Here is a 17,895-nt window from a genome sequence, read left to right on the forward strand (position 1 = left end):
CGCATCTGGCACGCGCCGGCTAGAATCCTCCCAGCAGCAGCCCGGCCACGATCGGCACGAGAAAAGCCAGCGGAATCCCCGGAACCAAAAGCCAATATCGGAGTTTGGAAACCGAGAACCGCCTTGCCATGCCCACACATCCAAAGCCGGCGATGAGCGTCGCCCACGCCGCCGGCTCCGGCACGGGCGCAAAAGATGCGAACGGGTGTGCAATATTGTATGCCTGATATATCTGTGCTGTCGACATGTGATAGTTGGAGGTCGTCAGCACGTTGACATTCAGGTTCCAGCCGATCGCGTCGAATACCGCCAAATCGGCTGCCGTCACCACGTCGTTCACGCCGTCGCACGAATAGGGGTTCATCATGCCGATGAACCCGGTGCAACCACCAACAACTTTCCAGTGCGACGCCTGCCAGCCGTCCCCGAAATACTCCCCGGTCGAGAAATAGGCGTTGCCGCCGAACGGCGTCGCGCCGCCATCGATCGAGAAATAGGCGGGCACGTTGAATTGCCAGTTAAGCTGGCCAGGCGCCGAATAGCGGAACAGGTCCAAGCCGTACGCGACGGTGGCATCGTTGATGTGCCAGGTCGGACCCGCCGCGGTGTCGAAAGTATCGACGCCGCTGGTAAAGCCCAGCGCATGCCCGATCTCGTGGATGGCGGTGCCGATAAAGTCATAGCTTCCCACGCTGATCCCGTCCGAAGGATCGAAGTCGAACGCCTGGGCGGTGGAGAAGATGATTTCCGCGTCCAGCCCGCTCACATTGTTCACCAGCGCCTTCAGGTTGGCGCTGGTCAGGGCGACGGTGCTGCCGATGTTGCTGCCATTGGGAGGAATCCGGCTGCCCGACGTGGCGATCCCGTCATGATGCGCCGGATCGTCATAGGCCGGGATCAGCACTGAGGGCGTGCCCGCACTGCTCAGCGGCTGGAAATGGCTGACGGCCTGCGCATCGAGCGCGCTGGTGCCGGTGACCGCGAGCGCATTCTGGTAGCTGGCGATGGTGATGCCGTCGAAATAGCGGAAGCTCGTGCCCCCCAGATCGTCCGGATCCAGCGCCTGGAACCCGACATTGATGTGGATCGTGGCGTTGTTGGTGAGAACCGACTCCCAATAGCTGGCCGCGATCCTGAACGCCCTGTCGGCAGGTGATCCCGTTACTCCGCCGATATCGTGCAACACGATGTGAGTCTGTGCCGAGGCCGCTTGCGGTCCCAAAAACGCCAACAGCGCCACTGCGCCGCAAACGAGCAGCCGTATCTTCCCAACAAGCATCGGAGCTCTCTCCCCACGTCGGTTTATCGCGGTTCGGTCGGGCGCGCTTTGACCGGCGGCTAGTTTGCCTTGCGAGAAGGACGATGGGGAAGCGAAGCTAGGTGCGAAATGGACGGACTGGCCCGGGTGAGGCCGTCCGCGAAACGGCCCCGCTTTTGGAAAAGCGAGGCCGTCCAGAGAAGTATCGTAAGAGTTTCAGGCGAGCTTGATCCGTCCCGTGCGGTTGCGATAGCGCATCGCGCCGCCGATCGCGCCGAAGCCGAGGATCAGCATCGTCCAGCTTTCCGGCTCCGGCACCGCGCCGCCGGCGGCGATCCAGGCCTGCGCCACGTCCTTGGTGGTGAACTTGTAGCCGCCGTTCGCCAGCACATCGACGTTCACGTTCCAGCCGATCGCGTCGAGCAGTGCGAGATCGGCCGAGGTGACCACGTCCATCTGCCCGCCGCAGGTGTACGGGTTCATCACGCCGACATAGCCGCTGCAGGTATTGTTCGCCTTCCAGTGCGAAGCCTGCCAGCCATCGCCGTTATTCTCGCCGGTCGAGAAATAATCCTTGCCCTGGAACACGGTCTTGCCGCCGTCGATCGAGAAATAGGAGGGTTGGTCAAACGCCCAGTTCAGCTTGCCGTCACCGCTGTAGCGGAAGAAATCGGCGGCATAGGCCCACCAGTAATTGTCGGTCTTGAAGCCCGAGCCGGCCGAATAGTCGAAATCGTCCGCACCGCTGAGGAAGCCCAGCGCATGGCCCATTTCGTGGATGGCCACGCCGATGAAGTCGGCCGTGCCGGCCTTGATGCCGTCATTGGGATTGAAATCGAAGGCGAAGTCGCTCGAGAACTGGATGACCGCGTCCACGGTCGCGGCGGTGGCGCCGAGCGCCTGGGCGTTGGCGGTGCTGAGCGCCATGGTGTTGCTGATCGGCTTGCCGTCCGGCGTCAGGCGCGTGCCGCTGGTGGCGATGCCGTCGAGCGTCGCGGGCTTGGCATAAGCGGGCACGATCGCCGAGACGCTGCCGGTGGCGCTCAGCGGCGCGAGATGCGAGAGCACGCTCGCGTCGAGCGCCGACGCGCCGTTGATGGCGAGCGCGTCGTAATAGCTGCTCGTCGAGATGTTGGTCAGCAGGTTGCTGTTGGTCCCGCCGAGGATGTTCCCACCGAGATGCGCGAAGCCGACGTCGAAGTGCAGCGTCACGTTGCTGGTGAGGACGCTTTCCCAGTAGCTCGCGGCGATCCTGAAGCCGAGTTCTGCCGGCGAACCCTTCACGCCGCCAATGTCGTTGAGCACGATCTTCGTCTGTGCCGCCGCAGGTGCCGCGGCAGTAATCGCCAGCCCGAATGCCGTGGCAGTCGCGAGCAGCGCCTTCATCTTCGTCGTCTTCATCCGAACCCCCATTTTGGTCGATGACTTCGATCGCACCGAATCCCGGTTTACCGATCGTTAACCAAGGTGATGGAGCCGACGGCATGGGGTCAAGCAAGAAATGTTACGATTTTTTGTTTTGGTGAAACCTTGTGTCACAAGTTCATCACATATCTTCACGTTGGTGAATACTTCGAGCAGGCATAAAAAACCGGCGCCCTCCCTGCGGAGGACGCCGGCCTTTTGCTTGTAGCGACGGATCAGGCCGCGAGCTTGCGCAGCACGTAATGCAGGATGCCGCCGTTGAGGAAATATTCCAGCTCGTTGACGGTATCGATCCGGCAGCGGGTGAGGAAGGTTTCCGACGAGCCGTCGGCGCGGGTAAGCTTCACTTCCACGTCCTGGCGCGGGCGGAGACCCGCGACGCCGGTGATGGTGAAGGTTTCCGAACCGTCCAGCTTCAGCGTCTCGCGGGTCACGCCCTCGGCGAACTGCAGCGGCAGCACGCCCATGCCGACCAGGTTCGAGCGGTGGATGCGCTCGAAGCTCTCGGTGATCACCGCGCGCACGCCGAGCAGGTTGGTGCCCTTCGCCGCCCAGTCGCGCGACGAGCCGGTGCCATATTCCTTGCCCGCAACGATAACCAGCGCGGTGCCGTCGGCCTTGTGGCGCATCGCGGCGTCGTAGATCGGCATCACTTCGCCGGCGTACTTGGTCATGCCGCCTTCGACGCCCGGCACCATCTCGTTCTTGATGCGGATGTTGGCGAAGGTGCCGCGGACCATGACTTCATCGTTGCCGCGGCGCGCGCCGTAGCTGTTGAAGTCCTTCTTCGCCACCTGGTGCTCCTGGAGGAACACGCCGGCGGGCGAATCCGCCTTGATGCTGCCGGCGGGCGAGATGTGATCGGTGGTGATCGAATCGCCCAGGATCGCCAGCGGCTTGGCGTCGACGATGTCCTGCACCGGCGCCGGCGTCATCGACATGCCGTCGAAGTACGGCGGGTTGTGGATGTAGGTCGAGCTGGTCGGCCAGGCATAGGTGTCCGACACGGTCACCGAGATGCCCTGCCAGTGGCTGTCGCCCAGATAGACGTTGCCGTAGCGCGAGCGGAACATCTCGTCGTCGATGTTGGCCGAGATCAGGCCCTGGATTTCCTCGTTCGAGGGCCAGATGTCCTTGAGGAACACCGGGTTGCCGTCCGAACCGGTGCCGATCGGCGTCTCGTACATGTCCTCGGTCACCGTGCCCTTCAGCGCATAGGCGACGACCAGCGGCGGCGAGGCGAGGAAGTTGGCACGCACGTCCGGCGAGACGCGGCCCTCGAAGTTGCGGTTGCCCGACAGCACCGAGGCGGCGACGATGTCGTTGCCGTTGATCGCCTGGCTGATCGGCTCGGCGAGCGGACCCGAGTTGCCGATGCAGGTGGTGCAGCCATAGCCGACCAGGTTGAAGCCGATCGCGTCGAGATCCTCGGTGAGGCCGGCCTTGTTCAGATAGTCGGTCACGACCTGCGAGCCCGGGGCGAGCGAGGTCTTCACCCAGGGCTTGCGGGTCAGGCCCTTTTCGCGCGCCTTGCGGGCGACGAGGCCGGCGGCGATCAGCACCGACGGGTTCGAGGTATTGGTGCAGCTGGTGATCGCGGCGATCACCACGTCGCCGTCGCCGATGTCATGGTCGCGACCCTCTACGCCGACGCGCGCGGGCTGCTCCTTCTTGTACACCTTGGTCAGGTCGCCGTTGAACACTTCGTCGACGCTGTCGAGGCTGACGCGGTCCTGCGGACGCTTCGGGCCGGCGAGCGACGGACGGACGGTCGACATGTCGAGCTCGAGCGTGTCGGTGAAGATCGGCTCCACCGCATCTTCGCCGTGCCACATGCCCTGCGCCTTGGCATAGGCTTCGACCAGCGCGACATTCTCTTCGCTGCGGCCGGTGAGGCGCATGTAATCAAGCGTCTTGTCGTCGATCGGGAAGAAACCGCAGGTCGCGCCATATTCCGGCGCCATGTTGGCGATGGTCGCACGGTCGGCGAGCGTCATCGCATGCAGGCCGGGGCCGTAGAACTCGACGAAGCGGCCGACCACGCCCTTGGCGCGCAGCATCTGGGTGACGGTGAGCACCAGGTCGGTCGCGGTAATGCCTTCCGGCAGCTTGCCGGTGAGCTTGAAGCCGACGACTTCGGGGATCAGCATCGACACCGGCTGGCCGAGCATCGCGGCTTCCGCCTCGATGCCGCCCACGCCCCAGCCGAGCACGCCCAGGCCGTTGACCATCGTGGTGTGGCTGTCGGTGCCGACCAGCGTGTCCGGATAGGCGATCGTCGCGCCATCGGGCGCCTGCGACGACCAGATCGACTGGGCGATATATTCCAGGTTCACCTGGTGGCAGATGCCGGTGCCCGGCGGGACCACCGAGAAGTTGTTGAGCGCCTTGGAGCCCCACTTGAGGAACTCGTACCGCTCGGCATTGCGCTCATATTCGAGCTTGACGTTGTCTTCGAACGCCTGGGGCGTGCCGAACTCGTCGACCATCACCGAGTGGTCGATCACGAGGTGCACCGGCACCTGCGGGTTGATCTTGGCCGCATCGCCGCCGAGCTTGGTGATCGCGTCGCGCATCGCGGCGAGGTCGACCACGCAGGGCACGCCGGTGAAGTCCTGCATCAGCACGCGCGCGGGGCGATACTGGATCTCGCGGCTGGGGGCCTTGGGGTTCTTCTGCCAGTCGACGATCGCCTGGGCGTCCTCGGGCGTGACGGTCACGCCGTCGTCGAAGCGGAGCATGTTCTCCAGCAGCACCTTCATCGAGAAGGGCAGGCGGCTGACGTCGCCGAGCTTCGCCGCCGCCTTGGGAAGCGAGTAGAAGCTGTAGGTCTTGCCGGAGACGGTGAGCGAGTCACGCGTGCCGAGCGTATCGTTGCCGATGGCGGTCATGAGGCGCGGGGTCCTTTCCCTAATTAGGTCCGCCGGGCGCTCGGTGGACGCAGCCCATTATAGGCCACGCGGGCGCACCGCCGGGGTGCTGCGAATGCGAAGATTCGCGAGGGGCCTTAGCGCGGTGTTGCGGGGAGGGAAAGGGGACGTTGGCAGGGGAATAGGTGGTGGTAGCGGTAACCGCCTTCGGCGATAGATTAAACAGTGCATGGTCGCTCTGCATGCCAACAGCGCCCCCTCCAAAGTGCGCGCAAGCTAGAAAAGCGTATTGGAGGGCAGAAAACGCCTTGCCTGCAAAAATAGGGTAATGATATTGACCGAATAATACGAATATTCAGAGCGACGAAAACTCCTTCGGGGACAGGTTGAATGCGAGTCAAGGCGAGTGCGATTGTCGGTTTGAGTATTCTCGTCGGCGCTTGCAGCGGTGGTGGCGACGGCGCGTCCTCGCCGGTTGTGATCGCACCCACCCCCACGCCGGTACCGAGTCCGACGCCATCACCAACGCCCACGCCGACCCCAACGCCAAGCAGTGGCGGGTCGCTAATCAACCTGGTCGCCAGCCAAATCTTTGTGACGACCAGTGCGGGTCTTCAGTCGCCGTTGAATCGCCCCGGCCGTGTCAGCGGGTCGACGAACCGGACCGGGCCGACGTCCGGCGCGCTCTTCCGGTATGACAGCGCGACCCGCGGCTATTTCTACGACGTTGGAAACCCCTTGATGGGGCTCGCCTTCGAAGCGGGCTTCCTGCCCCGCGACGTCGTTGCTTCGCAATCGGATGCGCGAACCACCTATTATGATGCGCCCAGAGATCCGCTTGCTCCTCCCGGAACACCTCCGCGCAATCTGTTGACGCTATTCAATGTTGGATCGGCGAACGATCTATTAGCGCTTGTTTATTCTAGCTTCGGCCTGGCAGACTTTACATATACCGACGGCTCACTGACCGGACATGATTATCGCGCCTTTGCCTATTATGGGGTGACGACACCCGATACCGGCGTTCCTAGAACCGGTACATCGACCTTTACGGGTCGCGTCATCGGGCAGGCCAACCCTTCCGTCACCGATTTGGCGCCGCGATATGCTGTCACCGGCACGATCCAGGTGACGATCAACTGGGCAACCCGCACCTTCAGCGGGAGCGTCACCTTGGTGGGCAATGACGGCATCAACAGCAATGTTGCACTGGGGACGCAGTCGATTGTCCAGGATGGGACGCCGGCCGCATTGGGGCGCTTTACCGGGACCTTTCCCGGCAATGGATCGCCGGCGGGGTTCCTGGGACTGCTCGCCGGCCCCGCAGCGGAAGAGCTGTCGGGCAGCCTGATGACGAGCACTTCCGTGACCACATCCGCGGGTAATGTGGCCGGGATCGACATCGTGGCATCGTTCGGCAGTCGCCGATAAACGGCAACACGCCTCCGGGCTAAGCCGTTCAATGCAGGCCGTTCGGCGAGCGTGGCCGGCGCGCTCTTTATGCGGTCGCGCCTTGGCGACGTTCAGCCTCGCCCCCATTGCCGTTTCCCGCCCCGCTGCTAGCGTCGCGCCCATGACCGAAGGCATGACCTATGGGCGGTACCTCGCCCTCGACCAGCTGCTCGCCGCCCAGCATCCGCTGTCGGACCGGCATGACGAGCTGCTGTTCATCATCATCCACCAGACCAAGGAGCTGTGGCTCAAGCAGATCCTCGCCGAACTGCACCTCGCCAAGGGGCTGGTGCGCGACGGCAAGCTGATCGAGGCCTATAAGGGCCTGGCGCGGGTGAGCCGCATCCAGGCGGTGATGACGCTGAGCTGGGACGTGCTCGCGACGATGACGCCCAGCGACTATACCCGCTTCCGCTCGGTGCTCGGCGGCAGCTCGGGCTTCCAATCGGACCAGTTCCGCGCCGTCGAAACGATGCTGGGGCTGCGCGGCGGCGGGGTGCCGGGGCCGCTGACCAATGAGGCTGCCGCGCTGCCCAGCCTCTGGGACGATGCCAATGCCGCGCTCGCCGCCGCCGGGTTCGACCTGCCCGAGATCGTATTGCACCGCGACTGGCCGACGCCCTATCAGCCGAACGACGCCGTCCGCGCCGCCTGGGGCCAGGTGTACCGCGACACCAATCGCTACTGGGACCTCTACCAGCTCGCCGAGAAGCTGGTCGACATCGACGATGCGATGGCGACGTGGCGGCACAAGCATGTCCTCACCGTCAGCCGGGTGATCGGCGGCAAGCCGGGGACCGGGGGCACGCCGGGCGTGAGCTATCTCGAATCGACGCTCGCCAAGCGCGCCTTCCCCGAACTCTGGTCGCTCCGGACCGACCTGTGAGCAGCTTCAAGCACCTGTTCCAGCGGTCGCTGGCCGCGGCGCCCGACCGGCTGCACTTCGCCGCGCACAGCCATCACCTCTGGCCCGACGCCTCGTGGCTCGGCCAGCAGGCGGCGTGGGACGATGCCGCCCGGCTCGCCGACCGCAAATGGGGCCGGGTGATGGACGAAATCTGGCCCGCCGCCCAAGCCCATGTCGCCGCCGAGCTGCACCTGCCCGATCCGTCGACGGTGGTGTTCGCGTCCAACACCCACGAGCTGCTGCTGCGGATCGTCTCCGCCATGGCGCCGCGCCGGCCACTGCGCATCCTCGCCACCGACGGCGAGTTCCACAGCTTCCGCCGCCAATCGCTGCGCTGGGAGGAGGCGGGCACGGCGGTGGTCACGCGGGTACCGATGGGCGAGATCGTCGCCACCGCCCGCAACGGCGACTTCGATCTGATCGTGGCGAGCCATGTCCAGTTCGGCACCGGCCATATCTTCGACGGCGTCGCCGATCTCGCCGCGGTGGCGCAGCCCGAGGGGCCGTGGGTGCTGATCGACGGCTATCACGGCTTCATGGCCGTCGAGACCGACCTGTCGGCGGTGGCGGACCGCGTGTTCTACGTCGCGGGCGGGTACAAATATGCGATGGCGGGCGAAGGCGTCGGCTTCCTCCACGCGCCCCCGGGCTTCGGGCCGCGGCCGGAGATCACCGGCTGGTATGCCGAGTTCGAAGACCTCGCGCTGCCGCCGGGCCGAATCGCCTATGCGCCCGACGCGCGGCGCTTCCTCGGCGCGACCTTCGATCCGTCGGGGCTCTACCGCTTCGTCGCGGTACGCGAGATGCTGGCGCGCGAGGGGCTGACGACGGCGGCGATCAACGCCCATGTCGCGCCGCTGCGGGCACAGTTGCTGGCCGACTTCCCCCTCGACGCCGAGCGGATCAACCCCGCCGCACCAGATGCCCCCCAAGCCCGCTTCGTCGCGTTGCGCAGCCCGCACGCGGCGGACTGGCAGAAGGCGCTGCTCGAAGACGAGATCGTCACCGACGTACGCGGCGACGTGCTGCGGATCGGGCTGGGCCTCTACCAGGATGCGCGCGACGTGGCGCGGCTGCGCGAGGCGCTCGCCGCGCTTTGATCAGGCGGCGGCGAGCGGCGCGAGGCCGAGGCGGCGGATCTCGATCGCCGGACAGCGGTCCATCACCACCTTGAGCCCGGCGGCCTCGGCGCGCGCGGCGGCTTCGTGGTCGATCACGTCGAGCTGCATCCACACCGACCGGGCACCCGCCGCGATCGCCGCGTCGACAACCGCGCCGGCATCCGCCGACTTGCGGAAGATGTCGACCATGTCGATCGGCACGCCGATCTGGTCGAGCTCACGGAAGACGAATTCGCCATGGATGTGCTCGCCCGTAATGCGCGGGTTGACCGGGATCACGCGATAGCCGTGGCGCTGCAACAGCAACATCACGCCATTGCTGGGTCGATTGGGACGATCGGACGCGCCGACCATCGCAATGGTGCGCGTTTCCTCGAGCAGAGCGCGGATGTCTTCGTCACGCGTAAGCGGCATGCATCACCTCTTTAGCCAATCATAGACCGAATCGGCGAGCGTTACAAAGGATCCGGTAGAGTCCGTATCGCCGGCAGCGGGGGGCGTGCCTGCATCCGAAGCGGCGCGGATTTCCATCGCCAGCGGGATGCGGGCGAGGAACGGGATACCGAGCGCCCCCGCCGCCTTCTCCGCGCCGCCGCTGCCGAACGGATCGGAGACGCCGCCGCAATGCGGGCAGCAATAGCCGGCCATGTTCTCGACGAGGCCCACGATCGGCACCCCGGCCTTGTTGAACAGGTCGACCGCGCGGGTCGCGTCGATCAGCGCGAGGTCCTGCGGGGTGGAGACGATCACCGCGCCCGCCGGCTTGTGCTTCTGGATCATCGTCAGCTGGACGTCGCCGGTGCCGGGCGGCAGGTCGAGCACGAGCAGCTCGGTATCGCCCCAATCGGCATCGACCATCTGGCCGAGCGCCCCGCCCGCCATCGGCCCGCGCCAGGCGATCGCCTGCCCCTCGGCGACGAGCCCGCCCATCGACAGCATCTTGAGCCCGAACGGCGTCTGAATCGGCAGCAATACTTTGTCACGCGCCTGCGGCTTCACGCCCTCGACGCCCAGCAACTTGGGCTGCGAGGGGCCGTAGATATCGGCATCGACCAGCCCGACCTTGAGCCCCCGCCGGGCGAGCGCGATCGCGAGATTGGCGGCGACGGTCGACTTGCCCACCCCGCCCTTGCCGCTGGCGACGGCGAGGATGCGGCGGGTGCGGCGCTCGCTGGTGAGGAGCACGCGCACTTCCGCCACCCCCGGCAGCGCGGCGGCGGCATCGCGCACTTCGGCTTCGAGCGCGTCGCGGGTCTCGGGCGCGAGGCCGGTCACGTCGAGCACGACATTGGCGCGGCCGCCTTCGAGGCGCACGGTGGCGCGGCCGGCGGAAACGGGGGCGAGGGCGGCGGAAAGGTCCTGCGGGTCAGTCATCCCGCGGCACATAGGTACACAATCGTCCGACGCCACTGTAAATCCGCGTCGCCCTGCTTATAAAGGTCGGCATGGTGAATAGTTCTGGCCGTGACGCGCTGTCCGGCACCTTCCACAACGAGCCGCCGAAAAGCCCCTGGGGCGGCGGCTCGGACAAGGATGACGGCAATGGCGGGGGCCCGCGCAACCCGTGGTCCGTCCCGCCCGAGGGCCGGCGTGCCCGCGCCGGTTCGCCCAGCGCGCTCGACGAGCTGTGGCGGCGGGCGCGGAGCGGCGGCGGCGGCGGCCTGCCCGGCGTGCCCACCGGCGCGCGGCTCTGGCTGCTGATCCTCGCCGGCCTGCTGGCGGTTTGGGTGCTCTACACCTCGATCCATCCGATCGGGCCGCGCGAGAAAGGTGTCGTCACCTTCCTCGGCCGCTATTCGGGGACGCTCGATCCGGGCATCCAGTTCACCCTGCCCGCCCCCTTCCAGCTGGTCGACGTGGTCGATGTCGGTAACATCCGCACCGAGAATTTCCCCAACAGCGGCGAGAATCTGATGCTGACCGGCGACCAGAACATCGTCGATCTCGCCTATTCGGTCCGCTGGGACGTGCGCAGCGCCTCGGCCTATGTGTTCCAGATCGCCGATCCGCGCGAGACGGTGCGCGCCACGGCGGAGAGCGCGATGCGCGCGGTGATCGCCAACACCACGCTCAACGAGGCCATCGGCGAGGGCCGCTCGAAGATCGAGGCCGAGGCCCAGGTCGCGATGCAGAAGATCCTCGACGAATATGGCGCGGGCATCCGCATCCAGGGCGTCGCGATCCAGAAGGCCGCCGCGCCCGCGCAGGTCGACGACGACTTCAAGGCCGTCACCGCCGCGCAGCAGGAAGCCGAATCGAACCGCAACAACGCCAATGCCTATGCCCAGCGCGTGATCGCCGCGTCGCAGGGCGAGGCGGCCGAGTTCGACAAGATCTACGAACAGTACAAGCTGGCGCCCGAAGTGACCAAGCGCCGGCTCTATTACGAAACCATGGAGGCCGTGCTGGCCAACACCAACAAGACGATCGTCGAGGCTCCGGGCGTGAACAGCTACCTGCCGCTGCCGGCGCTGCGGCGGGGCACGGCGCCTGCCGATGCGCAGACCTCGGGAGGCGCCAAGTGATGGCCTGGGCCCGCAATCCGATCGCGCTGGTCGTCGGCGTGATCGTGGTGCTGATCGTGCTGATGAGCACCGTGGCGATCGTGCCGGAGACCAAGCAGGTCGTCGTGCTGCGGCTGGAAAAGCCGTATCGCACGGTCAACGCCTACAAGGCCGGGGAAGGCTTCGGCCGCACCAATGCCGGCCCGGTGTTCCGCATCCCGTTCGTCGACCGCCTGGTGTGGGTCGACAAGCGCGTGCTCGACGTCGACCTGCCCGACGAACCCGTGCTGTCGACCGACCAGCTGCGGCTCGAGATCGACGCCTATGCCCGCTATCGCGTTACCGATCCGCTGCGGATGGTGGTGACCGTCGGCACCGAGGATCGGTTGCGCGAACAGCTCCAGCCGCTGCTGCGCTCGTCGCTGCGCAACGAACTGGGCAAGCGCCGATCGAGCACGCTGCTCAGCCCCGAGCGCGGCCAGGTGATGGACAATGTCCAGGATTCGCTCCAGCGGCTCGCCAGCCAGTATGGCGTGCAGATCGTCGACGTGCGGATCAAGCAGACCGAGCTCCCCTCGGGCTCTCCGCTGACCAGCGCGCTGACGCGCATGGCCACCGCGCGCCGCCAGGAGGCGGAGACGATCAAGGCGCAGGGGTTGAAGGACGCGCAGATCATCCGCGCCAACGCCCAGGCGCAGGCGGCGCAGATCTATGCGGCAGCGTTCAACAAGGATCCGAAATTCTACGACTTCTATCGCGCGATGCAGTCGTACCGGACCACCTTCCTGAGCCCGGATGCCAAGGGCGAGAGCCAGATCATCCTGTCGCCGAACAATGAATATCTGCGGGAGTTCACCGGGCAACGATGAGTCTGTCCGCTCGTTCATATTCAAACTTGGTTCAGCCGCGCTGGGTAGAAGCGCGGTTCGAGACGAATACCGTTCCTTTCGAGAGGAAATGACCCCGTGCGTTACGCCTACGCCTTGACTACTGCGATCCTGCTGGGTGGCGCTGCCACCGCACTGTCGCTCAACCAGCCGGCCGGCGCGCAGACCGCGCAGAACGAGCCGGGCACCATCCAGGCGATGGCCCCCAAGGCCGGTGCGCCGATGAGCTTCGCCGACCTGGTTGCCCGCCTCCAGCCCGCCGTCGTCAACATCTCGACCACGCAGCGCGTGAAGGTGAACGCCAATCCGTTCGCCGGCACGCCGTTCGAGATGTTCGGCCAAGGCCAGGGCCAGGCGGTGACGCGCGAGGCGCAGTCGCTGGGTTCGGGCTTCGTGATCTCGGCCGACGGCTATGTCGTCACCAACAACCATGTGATCTCGGCCGGCGCGCAGGGCGCGGTGGTCGAATCGATCACCGTCACGCTGGCCGACGGCCGCGACTTCAAGGCCAAGCTGATCGGCCATGATGCGCAGTCGGACCTCGCCGTGCTCAAGATCGACGGTACCGCGCTGCCCTTCGTCAAGTTCGGCGATTCGGCACGTGCCCGCGTCGGCGACTGGATCCTCGCGATCGGCAACCCATTCGGCCTGGGCGGCACCGTCACCGCCGGCATCATCTCGGCAACGCACCGCGTCACCGGCACCGGTGCCTATGACCGCTTCATCCAGACCGATGCCTCGATCAACCGCGGCAATTCGGGCGGCCCGATGTTCGACCTGAACGGCAACGTGATCGGCATCAACTCGCAGATCCTGTCGCCCACCGGCGGCAATGTCGGCATCGGCTTCGCGATTCCCGCCGAGGAAGCCAAGCCAATCATCGACAAGCTGATGAAGGGCCAGACGATCACGCGCGGCTATCTCGGCATCGCGATGCAGGACCTGACCAAGGATCTGGCGGCCGGCTTCGGCCTGCCCTCTGACCGCGGCACGCTGGTGGCACGCGTCGAGCCCGGCCAGCCGGCCGAGAAGGCGGGGATCAAGCAGGGCGACGTGATCGTCAAGGTCAACGGCAAGGACGTGACCCCGGAGCAGACGCTGTCCTACATCGTCAGCAATGTAAGCCCCGGCACGCGCATCCCGGTGGAGCTGATCCGCGACGGCAAGCGCCAGACCGTCACCGTCACCGTCGGCACGCGCCCGCCGGAAGAGCAGCTCGCCCAGTTCGATCCGAACGACCAGGACGGCGCGCAGGGCGATGACGGCGACGACGGCAGCAGCGCCGCGGCCGCGCCCACTGCACTGCTCGGCATCGGCGTCACGCCGCTGACGCCGCAGATCGCGCGTTCGATCGGTGTTGACCCCTCGATCGGCGGCGTCGTCATTCTGGGCGTGAACCCCAGCAGCGACGCAGCCGGCAAGGGTCTGCAGCGCGGCGACGTGATCGTCTCGATCAACCAGCAGCCGGTACGCTCGATCGCGGACCTGACCAAGGCCGCCGCCGCCGCCAAGGCCGCCGGTCGCAAGCAGGTCGTGCTCTACGTCCAGCGCCGCAATGTCGGCAATTACATCCCGGTGGGTCTCGCCGGGAACTGATCCGCCGCAAAGCGGCTGACCAAGGCCCGTTTCTTCCCTATGCCTGCCCCTCCATAGAGGAGCAGGAAATGGCGGAAGAAACGGGTCTTTTCGTTGGTGCAGCCGGAGACACGCGGATCGAGTTGAACCTGCGCCGGGCCAATCGCCACGGGCTGATCGCGGGGGCTACCGGCACCGGCAAAACGGTGACGCTGCAGGGGCTGGCCGAGGGGTTCGCCGCCGCCGGGGTGCCGGTGTTCGTGGCCGACGTGAAGGGCGATCTGGGCGGGCTCGGCATGGCCGGATCGCCGCTCGCCAAACCGCATGCCGCCTTCGCCGCGCGGGCGCAGACGATCGGCGATGGCGACTGGAAATACCAGGCGATGCCGGTGCAGCTGTGGGACCTGTTCGGCGAACAGGGCCACCCGATCCGCGCCACCGTCTCCGAAATGGGCCCGCTGCTGCTCGCCCGGCTGATGGATCTCAACGAGGTGCAGGAAGGCGTGCTGACCATCGCCTTCCACGTCGCCGATGCCGAGGGGCTGCTGCTGCTCGACCTCGACGACCTGCAGGCGATGCTGGCGCACTGCGCCGAGCGTGCCGAGGAACTGAGCACCACCTACGGCAATGTCTCGAAGCAGAGCGTCGGCGCGATCCAGCGCCAGCTGCTCCAGCTGCGGGCCCAAGGCGGCACGCACTTCTTCGGCGAGCCCGCGCTAAGCATCCAGGATTTTCTCGCGCAGGACGACAGCGGTCGCGGCGTGATCAACATCCTCGCCGCCGACAAGCTGATGGCAAGCCCGCGCCTCTATGCCAGCTTCCTGCTCTGGCTGCTGTCCGAGCTGTTCGAGACGCTTCCGGAGATCGGAGACCCGGAGAAGCCGGTGCTCGTCTTCTTCTTCGACGAGGCGCACCTGCTGTTCGACGATGCCCCCAAGGCGCTGCTCGAGAAGATCGAGCAGGTGGTACGGCTGATCCGCTCGAAGGGCGTGGGCGTCTATTTCGTCACGCAGAACCCGATCGACATCCCCGAGGACGTGGCCGCGCAGCTCGGCAATCGCGTTCAGCATGCGCTGCGCGCCTTCACCCCACGCGACCAGAAGGCGATCCGCGCCGCCGCCGAGACCTTCCGGGCGAGTCCGGGGCTCGATGTTGCGACCGCGATCACCGAGCTGGCGGTGGGCGAGGCGCTGGTCTCGCTGCTCCAGGCAGACGGATCGCCCGCGCCGGTATCGCGCACGCTGATCCGCCCGCCGGCCTCGCGCGTCGGGCCGCTCGCGCCGGACGAGCGCAAGGTGCTGATCGAGACCGACGCGATCGGCACCAAATACGACACGGCGATCGACCGCGAATCCGCCGAGGAACTGCTCGCCGCCAAGCGCGCGGAGGCGAGCGCCGCCGCCGCCGAGGCCCAGGCACGCGATGCCGCCGAGAAGGCCGCCGCCGCACAGGCCAAGGAAGACGCCCGCCGCGCCAAGGAGGAGGGACGCGCCCGTATCGCCGCCGAGCGCGAGGCCGCGAACAACCCACTCAACCGCGCGATCCGCTCCGCCACCCGCTCGGCCTCGTCGGCGGCGGGGCGCGCGGTGGCGAACGAGGTGAGCAAGGCGGTATTCGGCAGCAAGGGCGGCGGCGGCGTGCTGGGGCAGGTCGTGCGCGGCGTTCTGGGCGGGCTGTTCCGGGGCTGATCGCCCGGAAAAGCCTGTCCTTTCGCGATTGCCGGTGCCACGGTGCCGGCAATGCGATGGCGAGGATGCCCATGCTGATCCGGATGGACCACTGCGTGCTGCAGTGGCGCGGTTTCGCACGCCCCGCCCCCACCCCCATTCGGAGCCTCTAGCGCATGGCTACTGCCCCTGCCCGCGCGCCGCTTGAACTCACGCTGCGCGGCGTGCTGCTCGGCGGCGCGATCACGCTGCTGTTCACCGCCGCCAATGTCTATCTCGGCCTCAAGATCGGCCTCACCTTCGCCACCTCGATCCCCGCCGCGGTGATCTCGATGGCGATCCTGCGCTTCTTTCCCGGTTCGACGATCCTCGAAAACAATATCGTCCAGACCGTCGCCAGCGCAGCGGGGACGCTGGCGGCGATCATCTTCGTGCTGCCGGGCCTGGTGATGATCGGCTGGTGGAACGGCTTCCCCTATGTCGAGACCGCCGCGATCACGATGTTCGGCGGCATCCTCGGCGTGATGTTCTCGGTGCCGCTGCGCCGCGCGCTCGTCGTCGACTCGCCCGACCTCCCTTATCCCGAAGGCCGCGCCGCCGCCGAAGTGCTGCAGGTCGGCGCCGGCAGCCGCGAGGGCGCGGAGGAAAGCGCGCGCGGGCTCAAGGTGATCGTGGTCAACGCGCTCGCCTCGGCGGGCTTCGCGCTGGTCACGCGGATGAAGCTGGCGGCCGAGGAAGGCGCGGTGTTCTTCAAGGCGGGCGCGGGCTCGACCGGGATCATCGGCGGGCTGCAGTTCGCGTTGATCGGCGCGGGGCATTTGATCGGCCTCACCGTCGGCATCGCCATCCTGGTCGGCGTGGCGATCGGCTGGTGGATCGCGCTGCCGATCCTCAGCGCCGGCATGCCCGGCGCGGCGGAGGCGGTGGCCAACACCGTGTTCCGCAGCGACGTGCGCTTCCTCGGCGCGGGCACGATCGGCATGGCGGCGATCTGGACGCTGCTCAAGATCATCGGCCCGGTGATCGGCGGCATTCGCTCCTCGCTCGCCGCCTCGGCCGCCGCGCGGAGCGGCGCGGAGGTGGCGATCGGCGAACGCGACCTGCCGATCGGGATCGTTGCCGTGGTAACGCTCGGCATGTTGCTGCCGATCGGCTGGCTGCTGTGGAGCGTGCTGGCGAGCGGGCCGCTCTCCGCCTCGGCGGGGCTGCTGGTGGCGGGGTCGCTGGTGTTCGTGCTGGTCGTCGGGCTCGTGATCGCTTCGGTGTGCGGATACATGGCGGGCCTGATCGGCGCGTCGAACAGCCCGGTTTCGGGGATCGGCATCCTGTCGGTCGTCGCTGCCTCGCTGATGCTGGTCGGCATGTTCGGGCGCAACCTCGATCCGGGCACGACCCAGGCCCTGATTGCCTATGCGCTGATCGTCACCGGCATCGTGTTCGGCGTGGCGACCATCTCCAACGACAATCTCCAGGACCTCAAGACCGGCCAGCTGGTCGGCGCCACGCCGTGGAAGCAGCAGGTCGCGCTGATCTTCGGCGTGATCTTCGGCAGCCTCGTCATCCCGCCGGTGCTGAGCGTGCTCAACGCCTCGTTTGGCTTTGCCGGCGTGCCGGGTGCCAGCGCCGATGCGCTGCCCGCCCCACAGGCGGCGCTGATCTCGTCGCTCGCCAAGGGCGTGCTGGGCGGGGACCTACGCTGGGACCTGATCGGGATCGGTGCGCTGATCGGCGCGGGCGTGATCCTGCTGGACGAGCTGCTGGCCCGCACCACCAGGTTCCGCCTGCCGCCGCTGGCGGTGGGCCTCGGCATCTATCTGCCGATGGGCGTGACGTTGACCGTGGTAGTCGGCGCGGTGATCGGCTGGTTCTACGACCGCGCCGCCGAGCGCGCCCGCGACCCCGAGTTCGTCAAGCGGATGGGCGTGCTGATGGCGACGGGCATGATCGTCGGCGACAGCCTGTTCGGGGTGTTCTACGCCGGCGTGGTGTACGAGACGGGGAGCGAGTCCCCGCTGGCGCTGGTGGGGCCTGGGTTCGCGGGTGTGGCGCTGGCAGGGGGCACGGCGCTGTTCTTGGCGATCACGGCGGGGCTGTATCTCTACACGCGGCGACAGGCGCGGTGATTCTCTGATCCTCCCCTGTAAGGGGAGGTGGCGCGCGCAGCGCGACGGAGGGGTGTCAGCGCTGAAATGGCGCCAGCCGCTTGGACGGGGACACCCCTCCACCACC

The 17,895-nt window shown here is 66.8% G+C and carries 13 protein-coding genes; 8 read left to right on the forward strand and 5 right to left on the reverse strand.

Translation table 11 applies throughout. The annotated features are described in order from the left end of the window. Positions 1–19 precede the first annotated feature (19 nt). From QZ670_RS00085 to acnA, 3 genes are all read right to left on the reverse strand, one after another. Entirely contained in the window at positions 20–1,240 is a 1,221-nt protein-coding gene (locus QZ670_RS00085; RefSeq protein WP_294250068.1) for an NF038122 family metalloprotease, read from the reverse strand. A gap of 234 nt (positions 1,241–1,474) precedes the next feature. Beyond that, on the reverse strand, positions 1,475–2,659 hold the full coding sequence (locus tag QZ670_RS00090) for an NF038122 family metalloprotease (protein WP_294250071.1): 1,185 nt from the start codon (positions 2,657–2,659) through the stop codon (positions 1,475–1,477). A gap of 239 nt (positions 2,660–2,898) precedes the next feature. Next, the gene (gene acnA / locus QZ670_RS00095; protein ID WP_294250074.1) at positions 2,899–5,574 is read right to left on the reverse strand and encodes an aconitate hydratase AcnA; all 2,676 of its coding nucleotides are present in this window, start codon (positions 5,572–5,574) and stop codon (positions 2,899–2,901) included. Between the two features lie 399 nt (positions 5,575–5,973). Between acnA and QZ670_RS00100 the strand changes: the two genes are divergently transcribed. The 3 genes from QZ670_RS00100 to QZ670_RS00110 all read left to right on the forward strand — a co-directional run bounded on the left by QZ670_RS00100 (position 5,974) and on the right by QZ670_RS00110 (position 9,012). Continuing rightward, entirely contained in the window at positions 5,974–6,984 is a 1,011-nt protein-coding gene (locus QZ670_RS00100) for a hypothetical protein (protein WP_294250077.1), read from the forward strand. A gap of 142 nt (positions 6,985–7,126) precedes the next feature. Continuing rightward, positions 7,127–7,891 (forward strand): tryptophan 2,3-dioxygenase, encoded by a 765-nt coding sequence (locus QZ670_RS00105; RefSeq protein WP_294250080.1) that lies wholly within the window; start codon positions 7,127–7,129, stop codon positions 7,889–7,891. After that, on the forward strand, positions 7,888–9,012 hold the full coding sequence (locus tag QZ670_RS00110; RefSeq protein WP_294250083.1) for an aminotransferase class V-fold PLP-dependent enzyme: 1,125 nt from the start codon (positions 7,888–7,890) through the stop codon (positions 9,010–9,012). The genes QZ670_RS00105 and QZ670_RS00110 overlap by 4 nt, the downstream gene beginning before the upstream one ends. Here QZ670_RS00110 and QZ670_RS00115 read toward each other — a convergent pair whose 3' ends face one another. Both QZ670_RS00115 and QZ670_RS00120 read right to left on the reverse strand, forming a co-directional pair. Continuing rightward, positions 9,013–9,447, reverse strand: a complete 435-nt coding sequence (locus QZ670_RS00115; RefSeq protein WP_294250085.1) for a CoA-binding protein — start codon at positions 9,445–9,447, stop codon at positions 9,013–9,015. Between the two features lie 3 nt (positions 9,448–9,450). Further along, positions 9,451–10,407 carry a P-loop NTPase gene (locus QZ670_RS00120; RefSeq protein ID WP_294250088.1) on the reverse strand — a complete coding sequence of 319 codons (957 nt, stop codon included), beginning with the start codon at positions 10,405–10,407 and terminating at the stop codon, positions 9,451–9,453. 71 nt (positions 10,408–10,478) lie between these two features. On the opposite strand from QZ670_RS00120, the gene QZ670_RS00125 reads away from it, so the two are divergent. The 5 genes from QZ670_RS00125 (at position 10,479) to QZ670_RS00145 (ending at position 17,789) form a co-directional block, all read left to right on the forward strand. Further along, positions 10,479–11,558, forward strand: coding sequence for a protease modulator HflK (locus QZ670_RS00125; RefSeq protein ID WP_294250091.1), 1,080 nt, complete (start codon positions 10,479–10,481; stop codon positions 11,556–11,558). Next, positions 11,558–12,406, forward strand: a complete 849-nt coding sequence (locus tag QZ670_RS00130; RefSeq protein WP_294250093.1) for a protease modulator HflC — start codon at positions 11,558–11,560, stop codon at positions 12,404–12,406. The genes QZ670_RS00125 and QZ670_RS00130 overlap by 1 nt, the downstream gene beginning before the upstream one ends. Positions 12,407–12,502: 96 nt before the next feature. Continuing rightward, positions 12,503–14,020 (forward strand): Do family serine endopeptidase, encoded by a 1,518-nt coding sequence (locus QZ670_RS00135; RefSeq protein WP_294250095.1) that lies wholly within the window; start codon positions 12,503–12,505, stop codon positions 14,018–14,020. 68 nt (positions 14,021–14,088) lie between these two features. Continuing rightward, positions 14,089–15,687, forward strand: a complete 1,599-nt coding sequence (locus QZ670_RS00140; RefSeq protein ID WP_294250097.1) for a helicase HerA-like domain-containing protein — start codon at positions 14,089–14,091, stop codon at positions 15,685–15,687. A 155-nt stretch (positions 15,688–15,842) separates the two neighbouring features. Then, the gene (locus QZ670_RS00145) at positions 15,843–17,789 is read left to right on the forward strand and encodes an oligopeptide transporter, OPT family (protein ID WP_294250098.1); all 1,947 of its coding nucleotides are present in this window, start codon (positions 15,843–15,845) and stop codon (positions 17,787–17,789) included. The last annotated feature ends 106 nt before the right edge of the window (positions 17,790–17,895 follow it).

Source organism: uncultured Sphingomonas sp., from assembly GCF_913774285.1.
GTDB lineage: Bacteria > Pseudomonadota > Alphaproteobacteria > Sphingomonadales > Sphingomonadaceae > Sphingomonas.

What these genes read in the sequence shown, in the direction of transcription:
- QZ670_RS00090 (WP_294250071.1), bottom strand. Translation starts at nt 2,659, where the DNA reads ATGAAGACGACGAAGATGAAGGCGCTGCTCGCGACTGCCACGGCATTC.
- acnA (WP_294250074.1), bottom strand. Translation starts at nt 5,574, where the DNA reads ATGACCGCCATCGGCAACGATACGCTCGGCACGCGTGACTCGCTCACC.
- QZ670_RS00105 (WP_294250080.1), top strand. Translation starts at nt 7,127, where the DNA reads ATGACCGAAGGCATGACCTATGGGCGGTACCTCGCCCTCGACCAGCTG.
- QZ670_RS00115 (WP_294250085.1), bottom strand. Translation starts at nt 9,447, where the DNA reads ATGCCGCTTACGCGTGACGAAGACATCCGCGCTCTGCTCGAGGAAACG.
- QZ670_RS00120 (WP_294250088.1), bottom strand. Translation starts at nt 10,407, where the DNA reads ATGACTGACCCGCAGGACCTTTCCGCCGCCCTCGCCCCCGTTTCCGCC.
- QZ670_RS00125 (WP_294250091.1), top strand. Translation starts at nt 10,479, where the DNA reads ATGGTGAATAGTTCTGGCCGTGACGCGCTGTCCGGCACCTTCCACAAC.
- QZ670_RS00130 (WP_294250093.1), top strand. Translation starts at nt 11,558, where the DNA reads ATGGCCTGGGCCCGCAATCCGATCGCGCTGGTCGTCGGCGTGATCGTG.
- QZ670_RS00140 (WP_294250097.1), top strand. Translation starts at nt 14,089, where the DNA reads ATGGCGGAAGAAACGGGTCTTTTCGTTGGTGCAGCCGGAGACACGCGG.
- QZ670_RS00145 (WP_294250098.1), top strand. Translation starts at nt 15,843, where the DNA reads ATGGCTACTGCCCCTGCCCGCGCGCCGCTTGAACTCACGCTGCGCGGC.